Raw genomic sequence first — 18,765 nt, forward strand, 5'->3', positions numbered from 1 at the left:
AAGTTTTTTAATGTAATATAAATTTGAGTATTTTATAAGACTTGTAAAAAATAAGTAAGAATAATGTATTAGAAAGAGATTTAAATAAGATGTATTCTAATTTTGGGCTTAAAAAGGAAAAAGAAAAGTTGATTGTTCCTTCGAAATATCCAAACAATAAAATCTATAAACCCAATCCTAATGAATATTTAAGAAGAAAGGTTAATTTATGAAAATAATTTTATTAAGTCATTTTGTGGAAGATCAATTTCTTTTTGTTTAAATGCATCTTGGAGCGGTAAGGTGAAGGTGTAATAATTAATCCAAAAATACTCACTCCAATCTCCTTTCAGATTTTCTCTGATATATTGGTATGCGCTATCACACCATTGATTTAGTAGGTCTAAACACTCACTCTTGTAGTTTTCTATAGCTATTTCTAATGAAAAGCTTTTTGCTGTTAATTGTTTGGATTTTGTGTTAAACTCTTCATCAAAGGCATAATCAAAAATTCTAAAACCAAAAATATAAGGGAAGGCTTTGAGATTGTTTTTATTTTCAAAGAAAAAATCAATCGAAGCTTTTTTAATATCTTTATCTGCTTGTTGATACTTCTGTAAAAAACTGTTGTGAAAAGCTGTATCTTGAATGATTTTATTTGTTAGATTTTTAAACCAAGTTTGAAGTTCTTTGTGTGGAACATAAGAAGCTCTTGAAATTATATTTTCTATATCTCTTCCTATTGCTGGTAATTTTTTTCTGATTACTTCAGAAAAGATTGAAGAGTGAGGGGATAAAAGGTCAGCTATACTATGTACTGCATGTTGAACAAAGTAATCAGTGTGCAATTTAAAGCGATATGCATAAACTATTGGATATGGTAGGTACTGATATACTTTTTCAAATTCCTTATCTGGGTATTCTTCTAAGTGTAAAAAATGAAACAACTCATTATAAATAATATTTACTCTCTGTAATTCTCGTAGATTAATTGTTTGTGGAAATTGTAAAGACTTTGGCATATCATCAAGATTAAGAATATTCTCCATATAGGGATAGGCGGCAAAATCAGTTTTAACTAGATAATCCGTTGTTTCTTTGATTTGTTCAGTCACAGATGGAGAAAAATCAAACACTCTGTCAAAAACTTTTTCGCAATATTGCTTAAATAAAATCTCTTTGTTTTCTAATTCTTTAGTTTTTTGTTCCTTGTCCTGACGCTTAAATAGTTTATTATGATTATAAATCACAATAACACAACATCCCTTATTTTCTTTTAATTCAGAAATTAATCCTAGAATATCTTGCGGTTGAATCTTATCTGATAGTCTCTCAAAATCATCAATGCATACAATAGTATCTTCCAAGTTTTTTTTTGAAAACAAATCAAAAAAGAAAGATGTATCAACATTGAGAGTAATACCAGTTTTTAACCTTGTTAGCATTGAAGTTATTTTATTTAATAAGGACTTTCCCTGATTTAGAACTTGATTTTCTCTTTGGAGAAATTGAGCTACTAAATCCTGAATAATTGCTTGCTCATCTTTTTTGCCAAAAACTGATGTATAAATTGGACTTTTTCTAAATTTCTCTTTGATAAGTGGGGCTAGCTCGTGCTTCCATAAATAGGTTTTCCCTGTTCCCCACTCTCCATTGATAGCAATAGCAATGGGTTTTTTTATTGGTCTTGCTCTCATCCAAGAGATTTAAAATTTTTGCTTTTAGACGCTCTCGCTCCGAAACAAGATTTTCATCTATATTATTTCTATTCACCCAAAACTCCTCCCTACTAAGCTATCACCAATCAAACCTATACTTTTTTAGGAAAACCGATAGTTTCCATAAATAAACTTAAAAAACATTATCTCTTATCTAATAAAAAATATTTAAAAATCCCGATTTTAACAAATCTAATCATTAAACACCTCAAAAATACTTTCAAGCACAATTGCAGCAGAGGTTGTCCTAAAGAGATGACACCCTCCTTAGGGTCACCTGCTTCCCTTAAAAGGAGGTAGCTGTATGAAGATATCCCGCTATATCTTGGTTGTGATTATATTGGTTTTAATCTTGATAAGTCAAGCATGCTAAGATAGAAAACCTTAGCTTATATCATAAGCGTAGACTAGGAGGAATATCTTCTAGCCTCTAGCTTATGCTTGAATGCATATCCAAGAAAAGAAAAACTCACAAAATGTATAAAGCACTCTAAAATATAAAAACTTGTAGAAACTATATATTCACTATTTCAAAGCCCTGCTATCAAGCTTATAACTATAATAATTGTGTTTTTATATAGACTGTTTTTTAGAATAAAATCAATCAAATTTAAATTTAATTAGATAAGGGAGAAGTACGATTAGCATTGAAGATATATTCAATAATATTGATAAAAATAATAAAAATGAACATTTAAAAAAACAACTAAAGAAAAAAATAGAAAAATTGTAATTGTTGATAAAGAAATGCCAGAAAAATTAGATCTAATGCTAGAACAAAACAATCAAAATAATATCTTTAAATGTTTGTCAAAGAATTCAGTGTGCAATAAAAATTGGGGATATTATTGAAAATATAAAATAGATAAAACAAAAGTAAAACAATATAAAACAACTAATTAGTTTTAATTAGTTTCAAAGAGGAGAATGAAATTGCTTAAAGCTTCAAAAGACAATGAGTATTTAAAAGATTTAACCATCAGAATGGCACATCATAGCACTGCTATTGAGGGGAATACTCTCACACAAAATCAAACTGCAAGCATTATTCTTGAAAAATTTATACCCAATCAAACAAGTGAAAAAGAATTTTTTGAAGTCAGAAATTATCGCTTTGTAATTCCTAAGGTTTTAGAGCTTTATGAGCAAAACTTAAAGGAGCAAAAAAGTATTGATCTTTATCAAATTAAAGAGCTACATAATATTTTGATGGATAATTTGATTGATAATAAAGGGCAATTCAAAACAATTCCTAATGTTATTCTAGGAGCAAGTTTTGAAACAAGTAAGCCCTATCTTGTTCCGACACATTTGCAAGAAATGCTAAATAATTTAAATTATCAAATCAAGCAATCTAAAAGTGATGATGAAAAATTAGAAGCCATATTGCAATCACACTTTCATTTTGAAAAAATCCACCCTTTTAGTGATGGTAATGGCAGAATGGGAAGGCTTTTAATGTTTTATTTTTGTGTAGAAAATAAAATTTCGCCCTTTGTAATACAAAAAGAGCAAAAACCCTCATATATTTCAATTCTAAGAGAAAATAATTTAAATGAGTTTAAGAGACTAGCTAAAGCACAGCAAGAAATTGAACTGAAGCGCTTCAAGATTTTTTCAAATCAACATAAACAAGAAAAAAAGAGAGATTCCTTTTAAGAAGATAATCAGTTTAGTGTTTGAAGTAAATTAAAAGGTAAACTGTATTGCAAAAAATAAGGAGGAAGCTAGTTATGATTGAAAATAAAGCAATCTTAGGAAGTTTTTTAGCCTTTTCTCTTTTAGGAGCAGAGACTATCCAAAATAATATTACAAAAGAGACAAATTTAGGGGTTACAGAAGCAAAAACTAACCCTGTTGCAATGCAAAAGAAAACAAAAACAGGAATATTAGTAGGAGTTGAATTAGGACTTGGTAGCGGGAATGGCAAGGGGGAATATAGAGTTGAGCAAGTTGTTCCTGAAGAGGGGGCAATCTCTACAACTAGTTATCATGATATTACTTCTTTTGCCTTTAATACCAAAATTTTTGGAGGTTATCAAAAATATTTTGGCAAGAATGAAACCTTTGGATTTAGTGTTAAGGGGAGTTTTGGTACAGGGTTTCTAAATTATAACTTGGACAACAAATCTTCCATTGATGATACTGGAGATATATATGAAGCAGATCCTAGTAGTGACTTAATAGCTAATTATGTTCCTATTAGTGTTGGTGTTGAAGCAAACTTTCTCTATGATTTTTTTCAAAAGGCAGAGCATACAGTAGGCTTAAATGTAGGAGTTGGCTATAGTTTTGTTTATGGGGTTAATACAAGCATGTCACTTCCAAATGAGGTAACTTCTGAAAATTTTCCTACATTTTCTAATATTTATAAAACCTTTACAGACAAAAATATATATTATTCTTTAATTTCCCCAAAAATTGGCATTCACTATTACTATGATAGGCATCAGATTGAGTTTAATTTTAGCTTTGATAAGGCATTTGGTGAAAGTAAAAATATAAATAATTTTATTTATGGAAGTTTTGGAGAAGAAAAATTGACTATCAAAACTAAACCTGATTATTTTTACACCTTTAATCTAAGCTATGCTTATAGATTTTAAGGTTTAAATTGATAAAGTATAAGCCCTATGTCTAATGTTTTAAAATAAATTATATTTTTATATAATTTTTTAAAAAAAAGAAAAAGGTTTTTAAGGTCAATGCTAAAAAATGGCACACTTACATACATTTCTTTATTCTCATCCGCAGGGATAGGTTGCTATGGTTTTAAACAAGCTGATTTTGAATGTATTGCTACTAATGAGCTGATAGATAAAAGATTAGAAATCCAAAGAATTAACCATAAATGTAAGTTTGATGGTGGGTATGTTAGTGGTGATATTAAAAATATTGATGTTAAACAAAAAATCCTTGAACAAATATCCTTTTACAAGCAAAAGGGGAATGATAGAGTAGATGTTTTATTAGCTACTCCCCCTTGTCAAGGTATGAGCCTTGCTAATCATAAAAAAAATGACAATGATATAAAAAAAAATTCTCTTGTAGTTGAAAGTATAGAGCTTATTAGAATAATCAAACCAAGGTTTTTTATCTTGGAAAATGTATCCATGTTTTATAAAACAGCTTGTATTGATAAAGATGGAAATTTAATACAAATAGGTAGACTGATTGAGCAAACATTGCAAGATTATTCTATTTACTCAGATGTTATCAATTTTAAAAATTATGGTGCAAATTCATCAAGGACAAGAACGCTAGTTATAGGAGTTTGTAAAGAATTAAAAAACTTTATATCAGGCATTGAACTTATGCCAGATTATAAAAAAGAAAAGACCTTAAAAGAAGTCATAGGCAAACAAAAACCCTTGGAATGGGGAGAGTATGATAGTAATGATTTTTATCATAGCTTTAGAACTTATCCAGAACATATGAGAAATTGGATAAAAGACATTAAAGAGGGGCAGAGTGCCTTTGATAATAAAGATGTATTCAAGCGTCCGCATCAAATTATAGATGCAAAAATTGTCCCAAATAAGTCAAAAAATGGAGATAAGTATAAAAGACAAAAATGGGATAGTGTGGCACCTTGTATCCATACACGCAATGATCAATTAGCAAGTCAAAATACTATTCACCCGAAAGAAGATAGAGTCTTTTCTTTAAGAGAACTAATATTGATGATGAATATTCCTAGGTGTTTTAAATTTATAGATATGCCTTTAGAGATACTCAATAACTTATCTTATGAAGAAAAACAAAAAATATCCAAAAAACATGAAATAAATATAAGGCAAAGTATAGGTGAAGCTATTCCAACTATTATTTTGTATCAAATTGCTAGTAAAATCAAAAATTTTATGCAAAAACAATCTTTGAAAAACAAAGAAATTTTGAGATTAGTAGCTGAGAATAACCTATATAGTGCAACAAAATTAAAAAAATTTATTTTAGAAAATAACCAACAATTCAATTTATCAACACTTGCCAATCTTGCAGAAATCGCAAATATAAATCGCACGCAAAATGCAGCCTATTTTACCAATAAATTTATCATCAATGAGATTGCTAAGAAATTACCAAATTTTAATAAGGATAGTATTACTATTATTGAACCTAGTGCTGGTTGTGGAAATTTTGTTCCTATACTTTTTAAAAAGTATGCACACATAAAAAATGTAAAGCTAAAACTCATTGATATTGATTCCAATAGTCTTGCAATACTAAAAATTCTTTATGAAAAAATTAAACCAGCTAACTTTGAGCTAGAGTTTATTTGTAAGGATTATTTAAAGTGTGATCTAAAAGCTGATTTAATTGTTGGTAATCCACCATTTAATAAGATTAAAAATAAAAACCTAGCGATTTTATTTTTAGAAAAAGCCTTGTTTGATGGAGAGTTTATTTCTATGGTTATGCCAAAGAATCTGCTCAATGCCAAAGAATATGAAAATCTTAGATTTTTATTAGAGAAAAAGGGAGTGAGTAGTATTATTGATTTTGGAGAGCTTGGATTTGATGGTGTATTGATTGAAACAATTAATATTACTACAGGTAAGGTTAAAGAAATATCTATAAATTCTCTTCCTCTTGGAATAAAGGCAAATCAGAAAGCTTCTTACATATTTGATAAAAAACTTCCTTATTGGGTAATTTTTAGAGATGATTTTTTTGATCAAGTTTTTAATGCAATGGAGTTTGGAATTTTTGAGTCCTTTAGAGATAGACAGATTACTAATTCAAATACCAGTATAAAAAATAGCGATATAAAAGTAGTTAAATCAAGAAATATAGATGATAATGGTAATTTAATAAGCATAGATGGATATGATAGCTATATTGCGAAAGATACATTAAAAAATCTTAAGATTAGTGCATTTTTAGATAGAGATGATGTTTATTTAACACCAAATATGACTTATAACCCACGCATTGCTAAAAAGGAAAAGGGGTATGTTGTAAATGGTTCTGTTGCAATATTGATCCCACAAAAAGCAGTAAAACTCAACCAAAATCAGATGCAATTTATAGCAAGTAAAGAGTTTAGGAAGTTTTATAGGATAGCTAGAAACTATCAAACAAGAACACTCAATATTGATTCTACAAGTTGTTTTTGGTTTGGAGTGATTAAAGAATGAAACACAAGATTATAGATTTTTTAAATCAATTTAACTATGATATTCGAATTTCTCAGAATGCAAGATGGATAGATCAGAAATGCACACCTGATGTTTTATCTATTATATGCGATTGTATCTTGCAATATACAAATTATGACACCAATGTAGAATTTAGCATAAAGGATATATGGAAGAGTCCTTATGCAAAAGAAAATGTAGTTGCAATTTTTTCAAAACCATATACAGATTCAGAAAGTGCAAAAAACGAATATGATAAATTCTTTTCACAACCCATAAAACTTCTTGAATATAGCAAAATTCTTGTGCAAACAAGAAAGAAAAATAAAGCATTAAACTTTAAAATCAGCTATTTAGAAATTTTAGAATTTATTATGAAGAGGGATACAAATTCTCTTGTTTTTTTGCTGTTGTATATCAAAAAGGTATTGCAAGATAGTGGTATTTATCATCTATTTGAGGATTTTTTAGATAAACAAGACAAGCAAAGTTTTATAAAATTAAAAGATCATTTTTGCAATTTTATCTCTAATAATACACCTATCAATACAAAAACAGAAGCCTCTAGAATTTTTACTAAAGTTTTAAATCCCCTTGCTTTTGAAAATAAAAAGAAAGGAACAAGAAAAGGAAATCTATCTAAAACAATTATAACGCTAGATGAATTGCAATATAATCGCATAAATTGGCGTGATCTTGCTATAGACAAAGATAAAACAATAACAAGAAAAGAATATTCCTCATATTATCCTTATTGTGTAGAAGCACAGATAAAATATAACAAAGAAAAGGCTATGAGAATAGTGAGGCGTTATAATGAGTTGTATAATGATGGATTGTCTGAGGTAAGACAAGAAGATGATAGAGCAAAAGCTACGCAAATCCATCATATATTTCCATCTTCAATGTATCCTACTATTAGTGATTTTATAGAAAACTTAATAGCGCTTACGCCAAATCAACACTTTATCCTAGCACACCCAAATAATAATACAAAATATATAGACAAAGATTTTCAATATATTTGTTTAATAGCTAAAACAAATACAATCATGCAAGATAAAACAAATACCTATAATTTTAGTCAGTATAAGATTGTTTTAAATACAGGGCTTAATACAAAAGAGTTTGATCTTGTCAATGACTTTGATTTTGTAGCGCTTATTAAAAAAATAGATATTTTTTATTCTGATTTTAAAAAATATGAAAATCTGTATCATCAAAATGTATTTGAGAATAAATGTTAATTTCTTACAATAAAATCAATAGGTAAGTCATTATTTTAGCTTTTAGCATAAAATCTTAATGTCATAGATGGAATGAAAAAATGTTAAAATCAATCGAAAAAGACTAAAAAATTACTCATAGCAGTACATAAATGATTGTGGTGCTACAAATTTATGATTTGTTGTGTAAGGACATTGTGATTTATCATAGCACATGCACTTTTATAACAGGAATGATAAAATCAGGAAAAAGCTCTTTTTTGCTTAAAAAGGCAAAAAAGGCCAATTAAAAATAATCAATCTTATATCATCTACGACCTAAGTGTGATAATCGAATTTTCTCAAGAAATGATGATAGGGGTATCAAATAAACCTTAGAGGCAAGAAAGTAATTTTAAATATCATATTTTTTAGAATCAAAATGTGGTATGTTTTTTAAAAGAAGCAAAATGCCATAAGAGAATAGAAGCAATAGAGGATAGTGATTCTAGTATGATGCAAAGATTGTATAAAAGCTTATAATTGACTTCAGTAAAAAGCAAGGGAAAAAGAAATTTTGATTTAAAAAAGGAAAAATATGATAGCTTTTAATCCTAATTTTTTATTAAAAAAAGATTTTTTTGAAACCCAAGACTTAGAGCTAATTGACAATCAAATTGATTTTTTAAAATTAGAGTGAGGAGAAAAAAAGTTTATTTAATAAGCTTTGTTTTGATCTTATCTATACTTCAGCAAAGATTGAGGGGAACACTTATATAAAATTAGAGGCAGAAACTCTGCTGACTACTAATAAAACAGTGGGTTATAAATCCATTGATGATGCAAATCAACTTCTTAATATCAAAAAAGCCTTAGATTATATTTTAGAGTATAAGCCAGAGATCAATAAAACGACCATTAAAGAAATACATCAGATTCTATCTGAAAATTTATTGCCAAAAAAAAGAGCAGGGCAATGTGAGAAAGATGGCAGTTACAATAGGGGGAAGTGATTATGTTTCATTATCTATTCCAGATCAATTAGAATTTATGATGGATAATTTGATACAAAATTATAACACTATAAAAAATCTTTCCAATAAAGCATTATATATTCACAACAATATTGGCTACTTGCAATATTTTCAAGACTGCAATAAGAGACTAGCAAGAATTCTCCAAAGTCTTAGCTTATTGCATGATAAAAAATTGCTCTTTACATTTACAAGCGCAACTCTAGAGACAATTGAGGGCTACAAAAAATCTCTTATTATCTATTATGATAAAGGAAGCATTTTAGAGCCAAAAGAATATTTTGTTGAGCAATATCAAAAAGGCTTAGAGCTAACTTATTATTTAAAGCTAGAACTTAAATCTAAATAAGGGAATATATTAAATCCTTTATAGAGGCATAAATTTTATAGTGTAGATTCTATATTCATCCTCCTTAATCTCCTATCAAAACAAGCCCATAGATAAAGCTTGCCTTATTTTGAGATTTGCTATAATTTTGACAATCTACTTCTTTATAAATAAGGGATATAAATGCAATTACAAGAAGCGCAAGAAATTTATGAAATCTGCCTTAAACGCGGTTATTTTGAAATAGATGGAAATAAGAAAATACAAAAAGAGGGTAAAAACTTTTGTATTATGATGCCTCCTCCCAATGTTACAGGGGTTTTGCATATCGGACACGCACTTACTTTTAGTTTGCAAGATATTATTGTGCGATACAAAAGAATGCACGGATATAAAACACTTTACCAACCAGGATTAGATCACGCTGGAATTGCTACACAAAATGTCGTAGAAAAGCAACTCTTGGCAAAAAATATCAAGAAAGAAGAACTAGGTAGAGAAGCTTTTATCCAAAAAGTATGGGAGTGGAAAGAAGAGAGTGGGGGTAAAATTTTAGAGCAAATGCATTCCCTAGGCATCACTCCTGCTTGGTCTCGCACACGATTTACAATGGATAAAGGGCTAGAGAATGCAGTAAGAGAAGCTTTTGTGACTTGGTATGAAAAAGGTCTCATTATTCAAGATGATTATATGGTCAATTGGTGTACTCACGATGGTGCATTATCAGATATTGAAGTAGAACACGAAGAGAGCAAATCAAAGCTTTATTACTTAAAATATTTTTTACAAGATACTTCAGAATTTATCGTTGTGGCTACTACAAGGCCAGAAACCTATTTTGGCGATACTGCTGTGATGGTGCATCCAGATGATAAAAGATATCAACATTTAATTGGAAAAAAGATCAGACTACCATTACTAGATAGAAGTATTCCAATTATTGCAGATGAGCATGTAGATATGGAGTTTGGAACAGGTTGTGTTAAGGTTACCCCTGCACACGATGTAAATGACTATGAAGTAGGTAAAAGACATCAATTAGAAAATATCGTAGTTTTTGATTCTAAGGGAATCTTAAATGAACAAGCTGGAGAATTTAAGGGATTAGAGCGATTAGAAGCTAGAGAGATTATTATCTCTAAACTCCAAAAAGAAGGATTTGTAGAAAAGATTGAAGATTATGTCAATCAAGTGGGGAAATGTTATCGCTGTGGGAATGTTGTAGAGCCTTATATTTCAAAGCAATGGTTTGTAAAAGCAGAAGTTGCAAAACAATCCATCCAAAAAGTTAGTGATTCTTTAATGCATTTTTATCCAAAGGAATGGAAAAACAATTACAACGCTTGGATGAGGGATTTAAAAGACTGGTGTATCAGTAGGCAATTGTGGTGGGGACATAGGATACCTGTATGGTATTGCAATGATTGTGGCTTTAAATTTGCAAGTAAAAATGAAGTTGAGCAACAATGCCAAAAATGCCAAAGCCAAAATATTTATCAAGATAAAGATGTGCTTGATACTTGGTTTAGTTCAGGATTGTGGGCTTTTAGTACTTTGGGTTGGGCCAATGGAGGTTGGGAAGAGGGTAATAAATACCAAGCCAATGATTTGAAGGAGTTTTATCCAAATACTCTACTTATTACAGGATTTGATATTTTATTTTTCTGGGTAGCAAGAATGGTCTTTAGTGGAGAATCTCTAATTGGGGAGTTGCCTTTTAAGGATGTTTATCTCCACGCTTTGGTTCGTGATGAGCATGGTCAAAAAATGAGCAAGAGCAAAGGAAATGTAATTGATCCTTTGGATATGATTGAAAAATATGGTGCAGATAATTTGCGCTTTAGCTTGGCATTACTCTGCGCACAAGGCAGGGATATTAAACTATCACTCAATAAACTTGATAACACTCAAGCTTTCTTAATCAAACTAGAGAATGCAGTGAAATTTTTGGAGCTTTATGCAAAGCAACAAGATGAGAATTTTGTATCTTTTGCTGATAAAGCTTCCTTGAGTGATTATAAAAGCAACTTGGGAAGATATATAAAATCTCGCTTCAATGCCACTTGTATAAAAGTTCAAGAAGAACTAGAAACTTATCGCTTTAATGATGCAGCGCTTAGTATTTATTCTTTTTTATGGTTTGAGTTTTGTGATTGGGGAATTGAGTTGGCTAAAGTTGAAAAAAAGGCAGTTTTTGAACTAGGTAGTATTTTTAAAGAAGCAATGAAAATGCTGCATCCTTTTATGCCATTTGTCACAGAATCTTTATGGCATCGATTAAATGGAAGCAATTTACAAGATTTGGATTCTATAATGATAAGCCCTTATCCAGATGATAGACAAAGAGATTTGGATATAGAAAAGGAATTTGAGATCATTAAAGATTGTATTGTCTCAATGCGCCGTGTGAAAACTTTGCTAGATTTGGGAGATAGAAGTATTGAAACTGCGATGATTAAGGTAAATGAACCAGTAGAATTTGCATTATTACAGCAGTTTGTTTCCAAGTGTGCAAAGGTTAAAGAAGTGGCAATAGTAGATTCTAAACCTCAAAATACAATCGTAGATTTAGGAAATTTCTGTGAAAGCTATTTGAGTTTAGAGAGTGTTGATTTGGGTGCAATTATTAAGCGTTTAAGGTCTCAAGAGGAAAAAATAAACAAAGAGATTAGCAAGTTGCAGGGAATGTTGCAAAATAAAAATTTTATAGCCAATGCACCTAAGGATCTCATTGCTACAAATCAAGAGAGTCTTAAAAATGCACAAGAAAAATTAGAAAAAATACAAGGGGAGTTAAGGGTATTTACCAATCAGGATTAGTTTTGCTTTTTTAAAAAACTTTAGTCTCAAAGATATTTTTAGAGAGGGACTATTATGATTTTTAACCAAAAAATAAAAGGTAATTTGCAAAATCTTCAGATCTTAAAGAGCAAGGATTTTCTCAGCGTTATTTTAGATATTCCTAGCAGTAATAAAGATGCTATTCTTGCAACTTGTATTAGGGATGGAATCCTTGATACAAAACAAGAATATAGCCTTAAAATACTAGAAACTTATAGCAAACAGACTCTGGTGCTAATTCAACAAAAAAAGCTAAAAAAGACTTCGATACCAGAGTGTCTTTTACCTCTTTGTCTTGAGAATAAATATCTTCAAAGCTCTATGTTTTGTTTTGGTGATATTTTGGTTGTTTTTTATCAAGGCAAGATTTTATCCCTACAAAAATACAATGATTTTTCTGATATCTTTTCTGTTCTTCTTATGTTAAAACAAGAAAAAAATATCGAAGTTGAAATGATTTTTTCTTTACAAAAATATGAAATGATCCAAGAAAGACAAAGGCTTCTTTTCGAAGAATTTGGAGAAAATTATTTAAATTTATGGTTATTAGAATCCTACAAACAAAATCCATCCTTGTTTTTTGAACCCAGTAAAAAGTTTTATCAGCATTCTTTGTTTTACTTAGGAATATTTTTTATTGGGTTAATTGTTTTACTTTTTATTTGTAGCAATATTCTTGAAAAAAAGACTCAAACAGAACAATTAGCTTCTAATAATAAAAATCTTGATTTAGCTTTTATTCCAAATCCTATTAAGCCCTATTTTTCTCGTTATGTATTGATTGAAAAAATTGCAAAAACCGCAGATTCTTTTGGTGTATTTTTTAAAAATATGGAGTTTGTATCTCAAGATAATATTTTTTCTTTAAGCTTTGAAGTATGTTTTTCATCTTCTAATATTTTTATTGATTGGGCACAAGAAACTAGCAAGATTATAAAAACTCAAAATCTGTTTTATACAGAGTTTGAAAAGAAAAATAACTTTTATTGCACATTGGCAACTTGGGTTAAAGAGTAGTCTTCAAGGTATCTAAACTATTTTTTATCCCTTGTTGGAATTGTTTAAAATAATAATATTAAAACCTAGGATTATATTTTTAGCTAACAATATAGGCGTGATTTATTTTTATACTTATGGGTATTTTGGAATAAGGCTCTATTTTTATGGTGAAACATAAAGTAAAAAATATAAGAATTTTGATAGCAATTTGTAAAATTAAGAAAAAGATTAGCTCTTGTAGATTACAATGGATTGGATATGTATGCAGAGGGGAATTTTTTGGATGGAAAATGAGGACAAGAAGCCAACAGTTAGATGGATCAAGAATTAGTATGGATTAAAGAGCAATAATGAAAGTTTTGTTTGCTCTAAAAGATTTTTGGGACAATAAAGGTTTATTTGAAAAATTTTTTTGGGTTTTATTTTTTACTTTTATAATTCTATTTTTATTTTATATCTTTAACTTTGAAAATCTTGAGAAATATTATTTTTCTATCCGACAAAATCCACAATCAAACTTGGCAGATTCTATGATGATTAGTGATAAACAGAAGTTGTTTTATTCTCCCTTAGAGATGGTGCAACAAATTCTAAAGCAATCTAAGATACTTAATATTTATAATTTTAATATTTTTGACAATGAGATTACTATTGCTGGACAGGGTGATTTTGATAGTGTAATGGAATTGTTTCATTTTATTGAAAGTTATGCTCAAAATTTTATTTTAGATTTTTATTTTTATAGTGCCAGTCCATTTGATTTTAAAATTGTGTTTGTTAGCAAGGGGAAATAATGCAAAAGTTTCTAGCTTTAATTTTGCTATTTTGTTTTTTGTTGGGTTATGAAAAAAGAGAAATAGAGCAAGCAGAGATTCCTAATGTCTTCTCTCATTCAGAAGAACTTGTATTAGAGGCGATTTTAAATTCTAGGGCAAAGATTAATGGTAATTGGTATCAAGCGGGTGATAAGGTTTTGGGATTTGAAATAAAAGAAATCAGAATCAAAGAAGTTGCCCTCAAAGACCTAAGAAAAAATATTTTTCTTTTGAGATTTGGAAAATAAAAATGAAAAAAATATTGTGCTTAGTTTTTATTTTAAGTTTTCTATCAAGCTCCCCTATTTGTAAGGATAAAAAATTCAGTGTTGCTATTAGTAAAGAAGAAAGTTTTAAAACAATACTAGAGCAAATTGCACAAGAATGCTTTCTTAGCATTATCTTTAAGGATAAAATTTCTGCGCAGATTCTAGATAATAAGGGGATGATATTAAATTTTTATCAAGCAAGTTTAGAAGAGATTTTAAAAACAGCCCTTGAGGCCTTTGATTTATACTATACCTTAAAAGACAATGTTGTTAGCATCTCTTATTTAGAAACAAAAACCTTTTTTATTCATTATATTTCAACCTCACGTGTTGCATCAAGTAATACTAATATTATTTTTTCACAAGATGTAGCACAAAATAATTTTTCAACCAATTTACCTATGTCTGGAGGGGATAACCATCAAAGAGTGATTGATATTGCAAACCAACAAGATGATTTTATAAGTAAAAGTGGGAGCAAGATTTATTCTTTAGATGCTATAGATTTTTGGGGGGAGATTGAAAAAGAATTAAAGCAGATTATTTTTAGAGAAAATGATCGATATTTACCTCAAGATACCTTTAATCCTATTGTAATAAATAAGGCTTCAGGATTTGTCACAATTACTGCTTCTCCTTCTCAAATTAAAAGGGCTCAAGAATATATTAGATCTCTTAATAAAAAACTAAGCACACAGGTGCTAATTGATGTTAATATCTTAACAGTCTCACATCGCAATAGTAAAACTACGGGTATTGATTGGTCTTCAATTTATAATCTTGGCATTGGCGGAATAGAAAATAATCCCTTAATGTCTTTTAATAATAATGCATTGGATTATGGCATTAATATCTTTTCGCAAGATTTGACCATAGGAAAAATCATAGAGTTTTTAAACAGTTATGGAGATGTTAGCTCTGTGAGTAATCCAAAAATACTAACTCTAAATAATCAACCAGCTTTGATTTCTGTGGGTAATGTGATTAGATATACTCAAAATCTTGTTTATCAAACCAGTAATAATACAACAACTCTACAAAATACAAAGCAACAGTATCCTAGCGTTTTTTCAGGTGTATTATTGGATATTACTCCATCAATTGAAGGAGATTATATTATTTTAAAAATTAATCCTTCTATCACAGCAACAAAGGATTCTAAGATAGAAAATGAAGCAGACGCACTTTTGGCTCCTCCAAATCTATCTACAAATCAACTTTCTTCTATTGTAAGATTAAAAAATGATCAAAAAGTTGTGCTTGGAGGTTTGATTTCAAAATTGCAGATGAAACAACAAAAAAGAGTTCCTATTTTAGGGTATATTCCCGTTGTTAAATACTTATTTTCACATACAAGAGATTTGGATCAATCTCAAGAGATGGTGATTGTAATCACTCCAAAGATTGTTAATTTTGAGGAGCAACCATGAAAAAGTTTTTTTCTAATGAAATTAATTTACTTCTCATTTTATTGGGATCATTGATACTCTTTTTTATTCTTTGTGTAGTTTTGCTTCAAGCCCAACCGCATCAAAAATTAAGTAAAAGAACTTTAGATTCTAAAACCATTGCAAGAACAAAATTAGAAACGAAAAAGCAAGAACATTATGTAATTAAAAATGGCAAACTCCCCCCACCAAAAGATTACACAGATAGTAAAATTGCAGGATCTCTAACTTATGCTCATTCAATGCAAATTGCCAAAGATTTGTATCGACAAAAAAACTTTCAACAATCTTTAGTTTGGTCCTATAGGGCGCAAGAAATTGCACCCTTTGATAAGGAAGCTTGGATTTTATATGCAAAAAATTTAAGAGAGCTTGGTTATAAAAGAGAATCTCTTAATATTTTGCAATATTATAGGGTGCATTTCAATGAAAAACCTTAGAATTTATAGGGATAATATCAAGATTTTAGGTGCAAAAATTTGTAAAGATCTTGGGATTTTGCTTGTAATAGATGAAAGTAATCAAGTCTGCTTAGGTGTTGTTGATAAAAAAACAAAGAATAAAGATGAGCTAGATAGCATATATAGCATTTCAATTGCAAAAAATTTTCCCTTAGTAGATTTGGATAAAGGTTTTTTTTATTATCACCTAAAATTTATAGACTTTCAAGAAAGGCAAAAAGAAATTCAAGATAATATCGAGAAACTTTTTAATTTTATCTTGAAAGAAGCAATTAGGGTTGAAGCAAGTGATATTCACCTAGAAAATTTTGATCAAAATGCGTGGTTGAGGTTTCGTATTGATGGGGAATTACAGGAAGTTTGCGAGATTGAAAAAGAAATTTTTAATTCTCTTTGTTTGAAAATAAAACTTGAATCCAAACTTGATATTACAGAGATTAAACAAGCCCAAGATGGTCGCTATAGTATAGAGCTTAATTCTATAAAGTATGATTTTAGAATCTCTTGTATTCCTACATATGAGGGAGAATCTATTGTTTTGAGAATCTTGCATAAACAAAAACAGCAAGTAAATTTAAATTGGCTAAATCTTTCAGATAATCACTTAAATCTAATCCAATCTAATCTTACAAAAAGTCATGGAATCATACTAATAACAGGTCCAACTGGAAGTGGGAAATCTACAACTCTTTATGCAATTTTGGAAAGTTTTAAAAATAGTAGGAAAAAAATCATCACCATAGAAGATCCTGTTGAGTATAAAATTCCCTATGCAACACAAATTCAAGTAATTGCAGAGAGTGATTTTTCTTTTGCACAAGCGCTAAGTGCTATCTTGAGACAAGACCCAGATATTATTATGGTGGGAGAGATAAGAGATATTAAGACCTTAGAATTAGCCTTTAGGGCTTCTCTCACAGGACATCTTGTATTTGCAACTTTACATACAAATGATGCAAAGAGCACATTTGAACGGCTGATAGATATGGGGATGAACAAACATAGTATCTTGAGCTCCTTGTTGATGATAGTTTCCCAAAAACTATTGAAAAAACCTTGTAGCAATTGCCAGGAAAAAAGAGATGAGGGATATCAAAGTATGGGATGTAAAGCCTGTAATTATCAGGGAATTTTGGGTAGAGAAGTTGTAACTGAAGTTTTGGTCCTTGATAAAGAGGTAAAGAAAGCAATTAAAGAAGATAGATTAGAAGAGTATTTGGATTCTAATGCTTTTGAAACTCTATATTGCAATGCACTAAGAAAGCAAAAAGAGGGCAGGGTGGTTATTGATACTTGGATGAGTGAATGAAAAAATTTAGGGTAACTTGTGTTAAAAACACAAAAGTGCAAACCCTATCTTTTTATAGGCGTTCTAAAGAAGACTTACTTAGAGAACTTGAAGCTTCTGATATTGCAATCATAGAGATTAAAGAAATCTCAAAAATATCTTTTAAAAAAAGAAGTTTTGAGGAAGATTTTATTTTGTTTCTTAAACAAATGACAATGCTAATGGATTCTTTTATGCCAATTGATGAGATTTTACAATTTTGTATTCAAAATGCTTCAAAGAATTTTGGCCAAGTTTTACAAAAAATATTATACGATCTAAGAAATGGGAAAAAGTTATCTGATGGTTTTGAAGTATTTGGGAATCAAATATCCCCATTATACAAAGCTTTGATTTTAGTGGGTGAAAGAAGTGCTAAATTACCAGAAATATTTTCTTTGATTGTTAAGGATTTGGAAAAGAAGATAGGATATAAGAAGAGACTTAAAAAAATTTTATTCTATCCTTTTGTGGTTTTTATAACTATTGTTTTGTCTTTCATAGGGGCGGTGGTTTTTGTAATTCCAGAATTCAAAGAATTTTTTGCACAAAATGGCTTAGAGTTGCCTTTTATTACAAAGAGTCTGATTTTTTTAGAAGGGTTTATCAAGAAGTTTGGGTTGATAATAGTAGTATTGGGTAGTGTTGCTATTTTATTTGGAAGGTGGCTTTATAAAAAGAATGAAATAATAAAATCTCATATGGATAGAATTTTGTTGGAGTTTCCAATTTTTGGAGATATTGCCTTGTTTTTTAGATATCAAAATTTTTTACAGGCAATGTATTTTTTACAGAGTTGTGGAAATGATTTAAAAAGCAGTTTATCTATAAGCATTCAAGTATTAGATAATAAAATCTTAGAGGATAAAATATCTAGAGTCCTTAGAGATTTGGAAAGAGGTAGTGTTTTAAGCCTTGCATTAAATAAAGAAAAATTCTTTGATAGTATGATTATTGGGCTATTGCAAAGTGGTGAGAAGAGTGGAAGGCTTGATAAGATTTTTTTGAGTGCCTCAAAATATTATGAAGAAAAATACAAAGATTTGATTGATCGGTTTTTTCTCTATTTGGAACCACTATGTAGTTTTATGATTGCAATATTTGTATTATATCTTGCGCTAGGTGTTTTTATCCCTATTTGGAATTTACAGGATATGCAAAATTTTTAATTTCAAAGAGTTTAGAATCCGTTAGAATCAT

General features: G+C 29.4%; 15 protein-coding genes. 14 read left to right on the forward strand and 1 reads right to left on the reverse strand.

Going from position 1 to position 18,765, the window contains the following annotated elements; all coding sequences use genetic code 11:
• Window positions 1–206: 206 nt before the first annotated feature.
• Window positions 207–1,676, reverse strand: a complete 1,470-nt coding sequence (locus C6H31_RS01305; protein ID WP_233709931.1) for a P-loop NTPase fold protein — start codon at window positions 1,674–1,676, stop codon at window positions 207–209.
• 948 nt (window positions 1,677–2,624) lie between these two features.
• Here C6H31_RS01305 and C6H31_RS01310 point away from each other — a divergent pair.
• The 14 genes from C6H31_RS01310 to C6H31_RS01375 all read left to right on the forward strand — a co-directional run bounded on the left by C6H31_RS01310 (window position 2,625) and on the right by C6H31_RS01375 (window position 18,734).
• Entirely contained in the window at window positions 2,625–3,356 is a 732-nt protein-coding gene (locus C6H31_RS01310; protein ID WP_104697006.1) for a Fic family protein, read from the forward strand.
• Between the two features lie 74 nt (window positions 3,357–3,430).
• Window positions 3,431–4,303 carry an outer membrane beta-barrel protein gene (locus C6H31_RS01315; protein WP_104697007.1) on the forward strand — a complete coding sequence of 291 codons (873 nt, stop codon included), beginning with the start codon at window positions 3,431–3,433 and terminating at the stop codon, window positions 4,301–4,303.
• 99 nt (window positions 4,304–4,402) lie between these two features.
• A complete protein-coding gene (locus C6H31_RS01320) occupies window positions 4,403–6,838 on the forward strand; it encodes a DNA cytosine methyltransferase (protein ID WP_104697008.1) in 2,436 nt (811 codons plus the stop codon).
• Window positions 6,835–8,085, forward strand: coding sequence for a restriction endonuclease (locus C6H31_RS01325; RefSeq protein WP_104697009.1), 1,251 nt, complete (start codon window positions 6,835–6,837; stop codon window positions 8,083–8,085). Before C6H31_RS01320 ends, C6H31_RS01325 begins: the two co-directional genes overlap by 4 nt.
• 776 nt (window positions 8,086–8,861) lie before the next feature.
• Entirely contained in the window at window positions 8,862–9,056 is a 195-nt protein-coding gene (locus C6H31_RS01330) for a hypothetical protein (protein ID WP_104697010.1), read from the forward strand.
• Window positions 9,031–9,426, forward strand: a complete 396-nt coding sequence (locus tag C6H31_RS01335) for a Fic family protein (protein ID WP_104697011.1) — start codon at window positions 9,031–9,033, stop codon at window positions 9,424–9,426. Before C6H31_RS01330 ends, C6H31_RS01335 begins: the two co-directional genes overlap by 26 nt.
• A gap of 162 nt (window positions 9,427–9,588) precedes the next feature.
• A complete protein-coding gene (locus tag C6H31_RS01340; RefSeq protein ID WP_104697012.1) occupies window positions 9,589–12,225 on the forward strand; it encodes a valine--tRNA ligase in 2,637 nt (878 codons plus the stop codon).
• 54 nt (window positions 12,226–12,279) lie between these two features.
• Window positions 12,280–13,263 (forward strand): hypothetical protein, encoded by a 984-nt coding sequence (locus C6H31_RS01345; RefSeq protein ID WP_104697013.1) that lies wholly within the window; start codon window positions 12,280–12,282, stop codon window positions 13,261–13,263.
• 332 nt (window positions 13,264–13,595) lie between these two features.
• Entirely contained in the window at window positions 13,596–14,039 is a 444-nt protein-coding gene (locus C6H31_RS01350; protein ID WP_104697014.1) for a hypothetical protein, read from the forward strand.
• Window positions 14,039–14,308, forward strand: a complete 270-nt coding sequence (locus tag C6H31_RS01355) for a hypothetical protein (RefSeq protein ID WP_104697015.1) — start codon at window positions 14,039–14,041, stop codon at window positions 14,306–14,308. Before C6H31_RS01350 ends, C6H31_RS01355 begins: the two co-directional genes overlap by 1 nt.
• Before the next feature lie 2 nt (window positions 14,309–14,310).
• Window positions 14,311–15,759: a pilus (MSHA type) biogenesis protein MshL gene (gene mshL / locus C6H31_RS01360; RefSeq protein WP_104697016.1), complete on the forward strand. Its 1,449-nt coding sequence runs from the start codon at window positions 14,311–14,313 to the stop codon at window positions 15,757–15,759.
• A complete protein-coding gene (locus tag C6H31_RS01365) occupies window positions 15,756–16,217 on the forward strand; it encodes a hypothetical protein (protein ID WP_104697017.1) in 462 nt (153 codons plus the stop codon). The genes mshL and C6H31_RS01365 overlap by 4 nt, the downstream gene beginning before the upstream one ends.
• The gene (locus C6H31_RS01370; RefSeq protein ID WP_104697018.1) at window positions 16,204–17,547 is read left to right on the forward strand and encodes a GspE/PulE family protein; all 1,344 of its coding nucleotides are present in this window, start codon (window positions 16,204–16,206) and stop codon (window positions 17,545–17,547) included. Before C6H31_RS01365 ends, C6H31_RS01370 begins: the two co-directional genes overlap by 14 nt.
• Window positions 17,544–18,734 (forward strand): type II secretion system F family protein, encoded by a 1,191-nt coding sequence (locus C6H31_RS01375; protein WP_104697019.1) that lies wholly within the window; start codon window positions 17,544–17,546, stop codon window positions 18,732–18,734. The genes C6H31_RS01370 and C6H31_RS01375 overlap by 4 nt, the downstream gene beginning before the upstream one ends.
• Window positions 18,735–18,765 lie beyond the last annotated feature (31 nt).

Source organism: Helicobacter sp. 'house sparrow 1' (genome assembly GCF_900199585.1).
Lineage (GTDB): Bacteria > Campylobacterota > Campylobacteria > Campylobacterales > Helicobacteraceae > Helicobacter_H.

Bases quoted from the DNA above. Each gene is read 5' to 3' on its own strand.
- C6H31_RS01315 (WP_104697007.1), top strand. From the start codon at position 3,431: ATGATTGAAAATAAAGCAATCTTAGGAAGTTTTTTAGCCTTTTCTCTT.
- C6H31_RS01375 (WP_104697019.1), top strand. From the start codon at position 17,544: ATGAAAAAATTTAGGGTAACTTGTGTTAAAAACACAAAAGTGCAAACC.
- C6H31_RS01365 (WP_104697017.1), top strand. From the start codon at position 15,756: ATGAAAAAGTTTTTTTCTAATGAAATTAATTTACTTCTCATTTTATTG.
- C6H31_RS01340 (WP_104697012.1), top strand. From the start codon at position 9,589: ATGCAATTACAAGAAGCGCAAGAAATTTATGAAATCTGCCTTAAACGC.
- C6H31_RS01310 (WP_104697006.1), top strand. From the start codon at position 2,625: ATGAAATTGCTTAAAGCTTCAAAAGACAATGAGTATTTAAAAGATTTA.
- C6H31_RS01355 (WP_104697015.1), top strand. From the start codon at position 14,039: ATGCAAAAGTTTCTAGCTTTAATTTTGCTATTTTGTTTTTTGTTGGGT.
- mshL (WP_104697016.1), top strand. From the start codon at position 14,311: ATGAAAAAAATATTGTGCTTAGTTTTTATTTTAAGTTTTCTATCAAGC.
- C6H31_RS01305 (WP_233709931.1), bottom strand. From the start codon at position 1,676: ATGAGAGCAAGACCAATAAAAAAACCCATTGCTATTGCTATCAATGGA.
- C6H31_RS01345 (WP_104697013.1), top strand. From the start codon at position 12,280: ATGATTTTTAACCAAAAAATAAAAGGTAATTTGCAAAATCTTCAGATC.
- C6H31_RS01370 (WP_104697018.1), top strand. From the start codon at position 16,204: ATGAAAAACCTTAGAATTTATAGGGATAATATCAAGATTTTAGGTGCA.
- C6H31_RS01325 (WP_104697009.1), top strand. From the start codon at position 6,835: ATGAAACACAAGATTATAGATTTTTTAAATCAATTTAACTATGATATT.
- C6H31_RS01350 (WP_104697014.1), top strand. From the start codon at position 13,596: ATGAAAGTTTTGTTTGCTCTAAAAGATTTTTGGGACAATAAAGGTTTA.
- C6H31_RS01335 (WP_104697011.1), top strand. From the start codon at position 9,031: ATGGCAGTTACAATAGGGGGAAGTGATTATGTTTCATTATCTATTCCA.
- C6H31_RS01320 (WP_104697008.1), top strand. From the start codon at position 4,403: ATGCTAAAAAATGGCACACTTACATACATTTCTTTATTCTCATCCGCA.